This is a genomic window from Anoxynatronum buryatiense (assembly GCF_900182905.1).
In the GTDB taxonomy this organism is placed as follows: domain Bacteria; phylum Bacillota; class Clostridia; order Peptostreptococcales; family Tindalliaceae; genus Anoxynatronum; species Anoxynatronum buryatiense.
On sequence record NZ_FXUF01000014.1, the window covers coordinates 43,856 to 56,584 of the forward strand.

9 protein-coding genes are annotated in these 12,729 nt (G+C 52.3%); 7 read left to right on the top strand and 2 right to left on the bottom strand.

Going from position 1 to position 12,729, the window contains the following annotated elements:
- Nucleotides 1–126: 126 nt before the first annotated feature.
- Nucleotides 127–552 carry a 3-hydroxyacyl-ACP dehydratase FabZ gene (gene fabZ, locus QOL74_RS14810; protein ID WP_283410277.1) on the bottom strand — a complete coding sequence of 142 codons (426 nt, stop codon included), beginning with the start codon at nucleotides 550–552 and terminating at the stop codon, nucleotides 127–129.
- A 415-nt stretch (nucleotides 553–967) separates the two neighbouring features.
- Between fabZ and QOL74_RS14815 the strand changes: the two genes are divergently transcribed.
- From QOL74_RS14815 to fabF, 7 genes are all read left to right on the top strand, one after another.
- Nucleotides 968–2,113 carry an iron-containing alcohol dehydrogenase gene (locus QOL74_RS14815; protein WP_283410278.1) on the top strand — a complete coding sequence of 382 codons (1,146 nt, stop codon included), beginning with the start codon at nucleotides 968–970 and terminating at the stop codon, nucleotides 2,111–2,113.
- A 291-nt stretch (nucleotides 2,114–2,404) separates the two neighbouring features.
- On the top strand, nucleotides 2,405–3,400 hold the full coding sequence (locus QOL74_RS14820) for a beta-ketoacyl-ACP synthase III (RefSeq protein WP_283410279.1): 996 nt from the start codon (nucleotides 2,405–2,407) through the stop codon (nucleotides 3,398–3,400).
- A gap of 43 nt (nucleotides 3,401–3,443) precedes the next feature.
- Nucleotides 3,444–4,403 carry an enoyl-[acyl-carrier-protein] reductase FabK gene (fabK, locus tag QOL74_RS14825; protein ID WP_283410280.1) on the top strand — a complete coding sequence of 320 codons (960 nt, stop codon included), beginning with the start codon at nucleotides 3,444–3,446 and terminating at the stop codon, nucleotides 4,401–4,403.
- Complete coding sequence (gene fabD / locus QOL74_RS14830; protein ID WP_283410281.1) at nucleotides 4,400–5,488, top strand: ACP S-malonyltransferase; 1,089 nt, start codon at nucleotides 4,400–4,402, stop codon at nucleotides 5,486–5,488. Before fabK ends, fabD begins: the two co-directional genes overlap by 4 nt.
- The gene (gene fabG / locus QOL74_RS14835; RefSeq protein ID WP_283410324.1) at nucleotides 5,376–6,098 is read left to right on the top strand and encodes a 3-oxoacyl-[acyl-carrier-protein] reductase; all 723 of its coding nucleotides are present in this window, start codon (nucleotides 5,376–5,378) and stop codon (nucleotides 6,096–6,098) included. Before fabD ends, fabG begins: the two co-directional genes overlap by 113 nt.
- A 98-nt stretch (nucleotides 6,099–6,196) precedes the next feature.
- Nucleotides 6,197–6,427 carry an acyl carrier protein gene (gene acpP, locus QOL74_RS14840; protein ID WP_283410282.1) on the top strand — a complete coding sequence of 77 codons (231 nt, stop codon included), beginning with the start codon at nucleotides 6,197–6,199 and terminating at the stop codon, nucleotides 6,425–6,427.
- Nucleotides 6,428–6,509: 82 nt separating this feature from the next.
- A complete protein-coding gene (fabF, locus tag QOL74_RS14845; protein ID WP_283410283.1) occupies nucleotides 6,510–7,751 on the top strand; it encodes a beta-ketoacyl-ACP synthase II in 1,242 nt (413 codons plus the stop codon).
- 248 nt (nucleotides 7,752–7,999) lie between these two features.
- On the opposite strand, the gene QOL74_RS14850 is transcribed toward fabF, so the two are convergent.
- Nucleotides 8,000–12,664 carry an S-layer homology domain-containing protein gene (locus QOL74_RS14850; RefSeq protein ID WP_283410284.1) on the bottom strand — a complete coding sequence of 1,555 codons (4,665 nt, stop codon included), beginning with the start codon at nucleotides 12,662–12,664 and terminating at the stop codon, nucleotides 8,000–8,002.
- Between the last annotated feature and the right edge of the window lie 65 nt (nucleotides 12,665–12,729).

Genomic DNA, 12,729 nt, shown 5'->3' on the forward strand with positions numbered 1-12,729 from the left:
ACCGCCCCATCGATATAACAGCACCCAATGAGTCCTCTCATCAGTCGACCACCCGGATAGTGCCAGTCTGAACCAGACTGGCAACCCATGCCTTCTCCATCAATATCAGGCAGCAGCAGCGGTTCCTCAAGAAATGGCAAAGAGGATTTCCGCTTCTGCTGCCTTTTCGCCGTTCACCGTCGCCACACCTTTTCCGGCTCCAAAGGAACGACGCAGTTTGGTGATTTCAATTTCCAGACGCAGCACATCACCCGGCACTACCTTGCGCCGGAACCGGGCTTGATCCACCCCGGCAAAATAGGCCGTTTTCCCTTTGTAATCCGGTTCGTTTAGCAACAGCACAGCACCTACCTGCGCCAAGGCCTCCAGAATTAAAACGCCTGGCATCACAGGCTCCTGAGGGAAATGCCCCTGAAAAAAAGGTTCGTTGATGGTGACATTTTTAAAGCCCACTGCTCTTTTTCCCGCTTCTTCAATCTCCACACCGTCAATCAGTAAAAAGGGATATCGGTGGGGAATACAGGCCATAATTTCCATTACATTCATTTTCATGGTTTAGCACCTCACTTCACGATTTCGATGGAGTTTTCTTGAAAATCAGTATATCATATTCCTCCATTGTGCGACAAGGCAGGTGTGTCATTTTCGTACGATGCATCCTTTCAAAAGTGTTCTATTTTGTAACACTGTTCCGTTTAGTTGTTCTATTAAAGCACATTCCATTTTTCTTTTTTACCTTCCCTCTTTTTTTTCTGCTATTTTTTGTGGGGCCCTCAAAATATTTATTTTTTTTCTTTCACCTCCACCTCTTGCTATTGGCGGTTTATTTTGAATTGTTACAATATTAACTTTATTGTTCGTTTTTTCACATGATCAGTTGGTATAACCCTTGCATTTTATCGGTAGTACACACACCCGGTGCTTTTATGCACCAAAACACGCAGGGATAAAAAAGGAGGCAAATTGTATGTCAAACTCGTATTTCATGCCGTCAGTCAACCACATGGGCCCCGGCGCCGCCAAACTGGTGGGCGAAGAGGCCAAGATGAGAGGTTTGAAAAAAGCCCTCATTGTCACCGACAATTTCCTTGAAAAAGCAGTGGCCCCTGATGTTGCCAAGTATCTGAAGGATGCCAAAGTGGACGCTGTTATTTTTGGCGGCGCCCAGCCCAATCCCACCGACAAAAATGTGCATGATGGGGTGGATGTCTTCAAGGAAAACAAATGCGACTGCATTGTTTCCCTGGGAGGCGGTTCTTCTCATGATTGTGCCAAAGGGATCGCCTTTGTTGTTGGCGGCGGCGGCCATATCCGGGATTATGAAGGTGTCAACAAGAGCAAAAAAGCCGGACCGCCATTGTTGGCCATCAACACGACTGCCGGTACTGCCAGTGAAATGACCCGCTTTTGCATCATCACCAACACTGATACCAAAGTGAAAATGGCCATCGTTGACTGGCGCTGTACCCCAACGGTCTCCTTCAATGATTCCGAAATCATGAAAGGCATGCCGCCGTCTCTGACAGCTGCCACCGGTATGGACGCCCTTACCCACGCCGTCGAAGCGTATGTGTCCACCGTATCCACTCCTGTAACCGACTCTGCAGCACTGATGGCCATCCGTCTGATTTCGGAAAATCTGAGGGCAGCCGTTGCCAACGGCCAGGACATGCAAGCCCGCGATGCCATGATGTATGCCCAGTTCCTGGGTGGAATGGCTTTCAACAACGCAGTTCTTGGTTATGTCCATGCCATGGCTCACCAACTGGGCGGTTTTTATGACCTTCCCCACGGCGTCTGTAACGCAATTCTCCTGCCGGCTGTTTCCAAATTCAACCTCATCGCTAAAATGGACCGTTTTGCCGATATCGCAGAAGCAATGGGCGAAAACCTCGACGGATTATCCACTCGTGACGCAGCCGACAAAGCCATCGATGCCATTCGCAAGCTCTCTGCAGACATCGGTATTCCTGCCGGTCTGAAGGAAATTGGTGTCAAAGAGAAAGATCTTGAAGTCATGGCGAAAAATGCCATGAAAGACGCCTGCGGCGCCACCAACCCCCGATGCCCCGACTTGGAGCAGGTCATCGGAATTTTCAGGGATGCCATGTAACCCATCGCCATCACAGCCTCCCACAAAGCACCTTCAGAGCGCCATACGCAAGGAAAGGCAGGCAGCTGAATCAGCTGCCTGTTTTTCCTTGCGAAAAAACTCCCACTTTAATTCATCCTGCGTCTTACAAACAGCCGCGCAACCCGGTATGACAATCGTGCCGCCACACATTTCCAGAAAAGGACTTGCGCATCGACTTAAATTCTGTTATTATTTTTTTAGTATCTGGTCCTAATAGTTATCACTATATCCTGTTCGTATTTTTCCCTTCGGGTCTGAGGAGTGAATGCATTGAGTCTACAACAAAAGGCAATTTTGAGCGGCATCGGCAGTCAGGTGCCTGAAACTGTCATTACCAATAAGGACCTCGAACGTCTGGTGGATACCAATGATGAATGGATTCGTACCCGCACCGGCATCCATGAACGCCGTCAGGCAGCTTCTGGTCAGGCAGCTTCTGACCTGGCAACCGAAGCCGCTGAAAAGGCACTTGCCACAGCAGGTATTGAAGCTTCTGATCTGGGTGCCATCATTGTGGCCACCAGTACCCCCGACATGATTTTTCCTTCCACCGCCTGTGTCCTGCAAAAAAATCTGAAGGCCTTTAACGCTTTTGCCTATGACCTCAGCGCTGCCTGCGCCGGATTTTTGTTTGCGTTGTCCAATGGCGCCCAGTACGTCGAAAGTGGTGTTTGCCGCCATGTGCTGGTGGTGGGTGTTGACCTGATGACCCGCATCGTTGATTTTCAGGATCGTAACACCTGCGTTCTCTTTGGTGATGGTGCCGGTGCCGTTGTACTGAGCGGGTCAGAAGATTCTCAGGGATTGTTGGGAACTCAGTTGGGTTCCGACGGACGCTATGGCGACATTCTGCAGGTACCCGCCGGCGGCAGTCGCATCCCCCTGACAGCAGAAACCTTCCCCCTGCGACAACACTATATTCAGATGAACGGCAGCGAAGTCTTTAAAATGGCTGTTCGCGCCATGGAACAGGCCGCCCTGAACCTGCTGGAAAACACCGACACACCCCTGAGTGCCATCGACTGGCTGGTGCCTCACCAGGCCAACCGGCGCATCATCGAAACCCTGGGCAAGCGCCTCCAGATCCCGTCGGAAAAAGTGTTCATGAACCTGCAGCATTACGGCAACATGTCGGCCGCCTCCATTCCAGTGGCACTGGATGAGGCCTGGCGCAAGGGACTGATAGAACCCGGACAACTGGTATTAATGCTGGCCTTTGGCGGCGGTCTCACCTGGGGAGCTTCTCTTCTCAGGTGGACATGCTGATACTCACACGATGGTACACGAAAAGTAGCAAGGAGGAACTCCCATGAACTTTCAGACCCCTTTATGTCAACAATTAAATATACGTGTTCCCATTCTCCAGGGCGGTATGGCCTGGGTGGCAACCGCATCGCTGGCCGCTGCGGTCTCCAATGCCGGCGGCCTTGGGATCGTCGCTGCCGGTAATGCGCCTGCACAGGTGGTTGAAGCAGAAATTATCCGCACCCGCTCTCTGACAGACAAACCTTTTGGGGTGAATGTCATGCTCCTTTCCCCATTTGTGAACGAAGTGGTGGAAGTTGTCTGTCGACAACAGGTGCCTGTGGTTACCACCGGTGCCGGGAACCCTGGAAAATTCATGGAACTATTCAAGTCCTATGGAGCCAAAGTCATTCCCGTCGTCCCTTCCGTTGCTCTGGCCAAGCGCATGGAAAAACAGGGGGCTGATGCTGTCATTGTGGAAGGAACCGAAGCTGGCGGTCATGTTGGTGAACTCACCACCATGGCGCTGGTGCCCCAAGTGGTGAGAGCGGTGAAAATTCCCGTGATTGCTGCCGGCGGCATTGCCGATGGCAACGGCCTATTGGCAGCACTGGCCTTGGGGGCACAGGCGGTTCAAATGGGCACCCGCTTTGTCTGCTCTGTGGAATGCGAAGCCCACCACGCTTACAAAGAAATGCTGGTGAAAGCCGGCGACCGGGATGCCATCGTCACCGCCCGCAGTACCGGTCATCCGGTACGGGTACTGAAAAACAAATTCACCCGTGACCTGCTCCGCATGGAGAAGGAAGGCATTAGTCAGGAAGAACTTGAAAAAATGGGAACAGGCCGTCTGCGCATCGCAGTTCAGGATGGCGACATTGAAAATGGTTCCGTCATGGCCGGTCAAATCGCCGGTATGATGCAGGATATTCTGCCCTGTGCCGACATCATTCACCAGATCATGGAAGCTGCCGGCCGGCAGCTGGAAATGTTGAACCAATTGAAAGGAGTGACCGCCCCATGACCCATCTGGCATTCATTTTCCCCGGTCAGGGCGCTCAGTATGTGGGAATGGGCAAAGACTTCTACCAGCAGCATCCCCTGGCCCGGGAAACCTTCCAGGAGGCAGAGGAAGCCCTGGGCATTCCCCTTGCACGACTGTGTCACGAAGGCCCCGAATCGGAACTGACCCGCACCGAAATCACTCAACCGGCCATTCTGACCACCAGTGTGGCCATGCTTCGCACCCTCACCGCCCTGGGATTCCAGTCCACCATGACAGCCGGTCTCAGCCTGGGGGAATACACCGCCCTGGTACATGCCGGTTCCCTGGCCTTCGCCGACGCCGTGCGTCTGGTTAAATACCGGGGAAAGTACATGCAGGAGGCTGTTCCCGAAGATAAGGGCGGGATGGCCGCCATTCTGGGTCTTGACCCGGAAGCACTTGAAGACTGCCTTTCCGCAGGGCGCCGTGTCGGCTTCGTGGCCGTTGCCAATTTCAACTGCCCCGGACAGATTGTCCTTTCGGGCGAAACCGCTGCTGTGAAAAGAGCCATGGAAGCCTGCAAAGAAGCCGGCGCCAAAAAAGCGGTGATGCTCACCGTCAGTGCTCCCTTCCACACTCCCATGCTGGACTCTGCAGGCGAGCGGCTGAAGATCAACCTGGCCTCCATTACCCTGCAGGCACCCAATCAGCTGTTTTTCAGCAATGTCACCGGTGGCGACATGGCCGACACCACCGAAATTGCCGCTGCACTGGTGAAACAGGTAAGTCACCCCGTTCTCTGGGAAAAGAACCTGTTGAACATGATGCACACCGGATGCAATACCTTTGTGGAAATTGGTCCTTCCAACAGCCTGACTGGCTTTGTGAAGCGAACCGCCAAAACTCATGGGTTGAAAGCCTCCGGCATGCACATCGAAACTTATGATCAGTTAAATACCGTTGCAGAAACATTAACAAAGGAGGGTTATCATGGAATTGTCCAATCAAGTGGTGCTGATCACAGGAGCCTCCCGGGGCATCGGCCGGGCCATTGCCCTGAAGATGGCTCAATCTGGCGCACGGATCGTGATCAATTATGCCCGGCAGGAGAGCTCGGCGCTTGAAGTCAAACAAGCCGTCGAAGCCCTGGGTTCCGAAGCCATGATCGCACAGGCTGATGTTTCCGACGAAGAACAGGTCACCCGCATGATGGCATCCATCAAGGAAACATTTGGCCCTGTCACCATTCTGGTAAACAACGCCGGCATCACCCGGGACGGGCTTTTGGTACGCATGAAAACCAGTGACTGGCAGCAGGTGTTGGATACGAACCTGACCAGCGCCTTTCTCATGAGCCGGGCTGTTGCCAAAGATATGATGAAGGCCAAAGGTGGCCGCATCATCAACATCTCTTCTGTTGTGGGCGTTATGGGAAATGCCGGCCAGGCAAATTACAGCGCTTCAAAGGCAGGTCTCATCGGTCTGACCAAATCCCTGGCTCGGGAACTGGCCCCCAAGCACATCACCGTGAACACTGTGGCACCAGGATTCATTGAAACCGAAATGACCGACGCCCTTTCAACCCAGGTAAAAGAACAGTTGCTGGCCCAGATCCCATTGAATCAATTGGGCAAAGCAGAAGATATTGCCGAAGCCGTTGCCTATCTGGCAGGAGCAGGCGGCCGGTACATCACCGGTCAGGTACTGCAGGTGAACGGCGGCATGGCCATGTAACATTAGATGAACCCTCATTCAATGGATTATCATCGAATGAGTTCATGCCATAAAATCAATCAACCAACCATGAAACCAACATTAGGAGGAAACCAACCATGTTTGAAAAAATCGCTAAAATCATTGCCGAACAACTTGAAATTGATGATCTGAGCAACATTAAGCCGGAAACATCCATCATGAACGACCTTGAAGCGGATTCACTGGACGCCGTGGAAATTGTCATGGCCATTGAAGATGAGTTCGGCATTGAAATCTCCGACGAAGATGCAGAACAGTTCAAAAACATCGGCGACATCGCCCGCTACGTTGAGTCACGTCAGGCGTAAGCCTATCAGTGTCTTGCAGCCATGATTGAACAGGACACTGCCGCTGACGGCGAAGTCCTGTTCTTTTAGAAGGAGGGTTTTTATGAACAATCAACGTGTGGTGATCACCGGCATGGGATGTGTCACTCCCATCGGTACCGGTGTTGACAGTTTTTGGAAAGGGCTTGTGAGTGGTGCCGTGGGCGCTGGTCCCATTACCCATTTCGATGCTTCCGAATTTCCCGTCCAGTTTGCCGCTGAGGTGAAAAATTTTGAACCAGATCAAGTGCTGGATAAACGAGAAGCCAAAAAAATGGATCGCTTTACACAGTTCGCAGCTGTGGCATCACTGGAAGCGCTGAAAAACGCCGGGCTGGATCAGGGCGGTATTGACCCTGACGAACTGGGTGTGATTCTGGGTTGTGGCATCGGCGGCCTGGCCACATTGGAAGAGCAACACCAAAATCTACTGAGCCGGGGCCCCCGCCGGGTCAGTCCTTTTACCATCCCCATGATGATCTCCAATCTGGCTGCCGGCCAGGTGGCCATCCTCACCCATGCCAAGGGGCCCAACATGACCATCGTCACCGCCTGTGCCTCTGCCACCAACGCCATCGGCGAAGCATTCAAAATGATTCAGCGGGGCGCGGCCAAGGCCATCATCACCGGAGGTACCGAAGCTTCCATTACCCCTATTTCCATTGCCGGCTTTTCTTCCATGAAAGCCCTCTCCACCCGAAATGACGACCCAGCCAAGGCCAGTCGCCCTTTCGATGCTGAGCGAGACGGCTTCGTGATGGGAGAAGGTGCCGGGATTATTGTTCTGGAATCACTGGAACACGCCCAAGCACGAGGCGCCACCATCTATGCCGAAATGGCAGGGTACGGCACCCACACAGATGCCCACCATATCACTGCTCCCGACCCGGAAGGCGCCGGGGCCGCCAGAGCCATGACAAAGGCACTGGCAGATGCCGGTTTAGCTCCGGAGGCCATTGATTACATCAATGCCCACGGCACCAGCACTGATTACAACGACCGGCTGGAAACCCTTGCCATCAAAAAGGTCTTTGGCGATCACGCTGCCAGCCTGTTGGTCAGTTCCACCAAATCCATGACCGGCCATCTGCTGGGGGCTGCCGGCGGTGTGGAAGCCATTGCCTGCGTAATGGCTCTGCAGCACCAGCTGGTACCGCCCACTGTTAATTATGAAAATCCCGACGCCGCCTGCGACCTGAACTACGTGCCCAACAAGGCAGTTTCGGCTTCAGTTAAGGCCACCCTTTCCAATTCACTGGGCTTTGGAGGACATAATGCCAGTATTCTTATCAAGGCTTTTGAATAATTAATTCCGTCGAAAAACGAGTCACCATTAGTACTCCTCCAATAAAGATGCCTACGAAAATCATATTTGTTGATCTTACAACCACCCGATTACCGATGAATTGTAAAAGAACGCACAGGCTGATGCCTGTGCGTTCTTCACTGTTACCATCTATTTCGTCTTTCTCACGCCATTTTCATCGACTTCATACCTGTCAATCGTAGTACAACACTATGTCTTGCTGATAAGCACTAGTTTTTCTTTATACCTCAATCAACGGTCAGTTTGATGTAGCGGTGAAGCATGGAAGAAACCTCTGCACGTGTTGCATTTGATTTTGGGTTGAACGTGTTGTTTGTTCCGCCCGTCATAATGCCTGCCTGCTGCATGGCTATGACCGCAGTCTTGTAGGTGCTGTTTATACTGGAATCGTCTGCATAGGTAGTTGCCTCACGGGTTACAGGCAGGTTGGCTTCGGTAGCCTTGGTGAATTTTGTCACAATGACGGCTATTTCCTCACGGGTGATTGCCCTTTCAGGAGCAAACTGATCATTGCCAATGCCCCGAATGATGCCTTTTTCATGCGCCCATTCAATATATGGCTGAAAAGCGCTTCCCACTTTCACATCAGTGAAACTGCTTGTGGTATAACTGCTTACATTCGCTTCTGCCAGTCTGCCCAGCGCTGCTACAAGCATTTCGCGCGTCATGGCGGTGTCAGGTGCAAAAGTCGTTTCTGTTATGCCTGGTAAAATTTCGTTGTCCACCAGATAGGCAATGTTTTCCTTTGCCCAATGGGTACTGATATCGGTAAGCTTTTCGCTTGGTGCGGTGTAGCCTACCCCATACATAGAGAAATGTGGTGTCGTCAATCGAACACTGCCACTGTCTACATGATAGGCTGAACCTTCCACACGGGTTGCATGACCATTTTCATCCACATAAACGGCGTACAAGCCACTTATCACTTCACCATTTGCCGGTGTGTATGGGATGGCTATCGTCGCAAACCCTTCGCCAAAGCTGGAGACTGTGTCGTTATTTCCATCACCTACGGTGATGTTGTATACGGGTCTTGTGCCAATCATTTTCTTTGCTGCTTCAGTAAGGTTCGTTTTCGGAGCAATGGTAATGTTTATGGTGCCGCTTGTTTGTTTTTGGATTTCTCTCAGCGCTTTTTGGTCAAAGGTGACTCTCACAGGGGCACCGTTGATTTCAAGATGTGTGACGCCTGCACTCACAAGGCTGTTCAGGGCATTACGTGAGAAGGTTGCTGTGAGTGCGGTTGTGTCTTTTGGCATGGCAACAGTTAACGCAATCGCTATACCGTTTTCGGTTTTCTCCTGTTTGGTTGCCTCAGCCTGTGCTTTAGAGATGGCGTCAGTGACAGCTTTATCGGGAATGGCTGCGCTGGCGGTGCCGTTTGTTCCGGCTGTGGCCGTGACGGAAGCCACTGCTGTAATCGGCTGGTTTGGCTGATTTTCCGTTACAGTGATTGCATTTGTAGCACTGCTGCCACTTGAACTGTTGCCGCCGGAACTGCTGCCGGAGGATGAGCCGTCGCCGCTTGTATAGGTAGATACTGTCACGGTGCAATTTGCTGTGTAGCCGCCGTCGGTGGTTCTCACGGTAATGGTCGTGGTGCCGTTGCCAATGGCTCTTACTGTGCCGTTTGTATCTACGGTGGCAACGGATGTGTTGCTGCTCTGCCATGTTACGGATTGATCTGTGGCACTGGCAGGCGCGACGGCGGCTGTCATGACTGCCGTTTTGGGTGTGGTGTTGCTGTAAAGGGACAGGCTGTGTCTGTTCAACGTCACTCCGGTGACCGGTGTGACGCCAGCGGGAATATTCTCATAGGTTGCGGTTATCTCCACATCGTTCGCTGGCATGGTAAAGGTGGTGCTTGATGCCTGTGGATTTACAAGGGTGATACCGCCGCTTTCAACCGTCCACTCTTTGAATTGTTTACCACTGGGTGCGGTATTTGCGGTTATTGAAACAGTTGTATTCTCCGCCGCTGTGGACGGACTTGCAGTACCGCTGTTGACGGTGACAGCATGCTCTGTTATGTCGCCGCCAACTGAAACGCTGAGATACGCTACACTACTCCCAGCAATGCTGTTCCCTTCACCATAAGCATTGCAATAAATCATTGCGCCGTTCATCTTCTCGGTGACATTGTTGATGGTCAGCGTCGATGTTGTTGCGCCAGAAACTTTATTAATGGTATCTTGGATCCTTCCGTTACTATCCCACGGGATGTCATTATCACTAGCAGTAGTGTACCACTGATAACTCGTCGCATTGTCCGCGGTTATGGTAAATGTGGCAGTGTCACCCTCCAGCACGGTAACATTCTGCGGGTGCTTGGTAATGACCGGAGCGGCGACGGGAAGATCCTCATAGGTCGCCGTTATCTCCACTGCACGTGCAGGCATGGTGAAGGTGGTGCTTGATGCCTGTGGATTTACAAGGGTGATACCGCCGCTTTCAACCGTCCACTCTTTGAATTGTTTACCACTGGGTGCGGTATTGGCGGTGATGGTAACCGTTGTATTCTCCCCCGCTGTAGACGGGCTTGCAATACCACTGTTGACGGTCACCGCGTAGGTTGTGAACGTCCCTGATTGTATAATATACCCACCGTCTCCCACCGTCACAAAGATACCGTTGGCGTAACTTACTGCATGGGGGTAGAAGTCATCAGTGAAGTTGAAAATTTGGGGGGTCCATGTCACTCCGTCCTGTGAGATCCAAATGATTCCATTATCTCCCACCGCCACAAAGGCGCCGTTGCCGTAGCTTACTCCGCTAAGGCTCCCGTAAATAGCGGAGCCAGAGGTTCGGGAGGTCCAGGTCACTCCGTCCCGTGAGGTCAGAACGGTTCCACTTGCTCCCACCGCCATAAAGGTGCTGTTGCCGTAAATTACTTCCATGAGATAATTAGCGTTGCCGGAGGTTTGGAAGGTCCAGGTCACTCCGTCCGGTGAGGTCCGAATGTCTCCAAACGCTCCCACCGCCACAAAGGTGCTGTTACCGTAACTTACTCCTCTGAGGGGCCTCATGGTATAGTCTTGGCGGGTCCAGGTCACTCCGTCCGGCGAGGTCAGAATAATTCCAACATCTCCCACCACCGCAAAAATGCCGTTGCCGTAACTTACCCCAAAGAGTAAATTAGTTGTACCGGAGATTTGGGGGGTCCAGGCCTCTCCGTCCGGTGAGGTCAGAATGGTTCCACTCCTCCCCACCGCCACAAAAGTGCCGTTGCCGTAACTTACTCCATAGAGGTCTTTCGGGGTGCCGGAGGTTTGGGATATCCAGTTCATTCCCTCCAGTGAGGTCAGAATGGTTCCACCACTTCCCACCGCCACAAAGGTGCCGTTGCCGTAACTTACTCCATAGAGGTCATTCGTGGTGCCGTAGGTTTTGTTAGCCCAGGTCTCTCCGTTCGGTGAGGTCAGAACGGTTCTACTCCTTCCCACCGCCACAAAAGTGCCGTTGCCGTAACTTGCTCCCCAGAGTTCATTCGTGGTGCCGGAGGTTTGGGTGGTCCAGGTCTCTCCGTCCGGTGAGGTCAGAATGATTCCACCTGTTCCCACCGCCACAAAGGTACTGTTGACGCAACTTACTCCTCTGAGGTGATTCGTGATGCCAGAGGTTCGGGGGGTCCAGGTTACTCCGTCCGCTGAGGTCTGAATGGTTCCACTACTTCCCACCGCCACAAAGGTGCTGTTGCCGTAACTTACTCCCCAGAGTTCATTCGTGGTGCCGGAGGTTCGGGGGGTCCAGGTCACTCCGTCCGCTGAGGTCAGAATGGTTCCACTACTTCCCACCACCACAAAGGTGCTGTTGCCGTAACTTACTCCTATGAGGTTATTCGTGGTGCCGGAGGTTCGGGGCGTCCAGGTCACGCCGTCTGGTGAGGTCAGAATCATTCCAACACCTCCCGCCACCCATCCCACTGCAACAAACATATTGTTGCCGTAACCTACTCCCTTGAGTAAATAAAAGCCGCCGGATTTTCGGGTGGTCCAGGTCACGCCGTCTGGTGAGGTCAGAATGGTTTCACTTTTTCCCACCGCCACAAAGGTGCCGTTGCCATAAGTTACTCCCCAGAGGTCATTCGTGGTGCCGGAGTTTCGGGTGGTCCGGGTCACGCCGTCTGGTGAGGTCAGAATGGTTCCATTATCTCCCACCGCCACAAAGGTGCCGTTGCCATAGCATGTACTTCGAAGCAAATCACCCTCTGCTAATGGACTCCGGACGCTCCACCAATTGAAAGTATAGGGTAATCGATTCACCGTCAAGGTAAAGTCCTGTGTGTAATCTGTACCGATTTCAATGCCATTTGCGATGGTCGCTGTTACCGTAACGGTACCATCAACTGGCGCAAATAGCGTGCCTTCGGTAATGGAGGCGCCAGTGGTTCCCGCATCTTTAATGCTCCAGGAAATAGCCTGATTTGATGCGTTTGCAGGGGCAACCGTGCCGATTAGAGTAACGGAATTACCCATTCCCAATGTGTCCTGCACCTGAGTAATGCCTGTAACAGGAACAAATTCTAACACCTTTACGGTTATCGTGGGTGGCGTTACACCGGGTGCCAGTGTCACATCCGGCGATAAATCAAGGGTTGGTGTCAAGGTATAGGTACCTGCCGTATTGCTGTCATAAACAGGAGCATATACCCAGGTGGATACGGTTGCTGTGGAAGGTACACCGCTGGTTATGGTGACATTCAACGTGCCTGGAAGGGTTAATGCCTCCTCGGGTGTGCCGAATGCTACTTCCTGTAAAGCTACCTCCTCTGCCAAATCTGCAAAGGCAGTGATTTCGCTTGTGGAATCTGCAAAGGCTGCTATCGGCAGCATTGTAAAGATCAGGCACACCGCCATCAGCAGACTGCCGATTTGTTTTCTTGTTTGTTTCATGTTTAATATGACCTCCTTCATTTCTGTTTTGGTGACATCAAAAGGGTACCGTAAAATGTTTTCTG

Excerpts from the sequence above, each read along its gene's own strand:
- fabZ (WP_283410277.1), bottom strand. The coding sequence starts at position 552 with ATGAAAATGAATGTAATGGAAATTATGGCCTGTATTCCCCACCGATAT.
- QOL74_RS14815 (WP_283410278.1), top strand. The coding sequence starts at position 968 with ATGTCAAACTCGTATTTCATGCCGTCAGTCAACCACATGGGCCCCGGC.
- fabK (WP_283410280.1), top strand. The coding sequence starts at position 3,444 with ATGAACTTTCAGACCCCTTTATGTCAACAATTAAATATACGTGTTCCC.
- fabD (WP_283410281.1), top strand. The coding sequence starts at position 4,400 with ATGACCCATCTGGCATTCATTTTCCCCGGTCAGGGCGCTCAGTATGTG.
- acpP (WP_283410282.1), top strand. The coding sequence starts at position 6,197 with ATGTTTGAAAAAATCGCTAAAATCATTGCCGAACAACTTGAAATTGAT.
- fabF (WP_283410283.1), top strand. The coding sequence starts at position 6,510 with ATGAACAATCAACGTGTGGTGATCACCGGCATGGGATGTGTCACTCCC.
- QOL74_RS14850 (WP_283410284.1), bottom strand. The coding sequence starts at position 12,664 with ATGAAACAAACAAGAAAACAAATCGGCAGTCTGCTGATGGCGGTGTGC.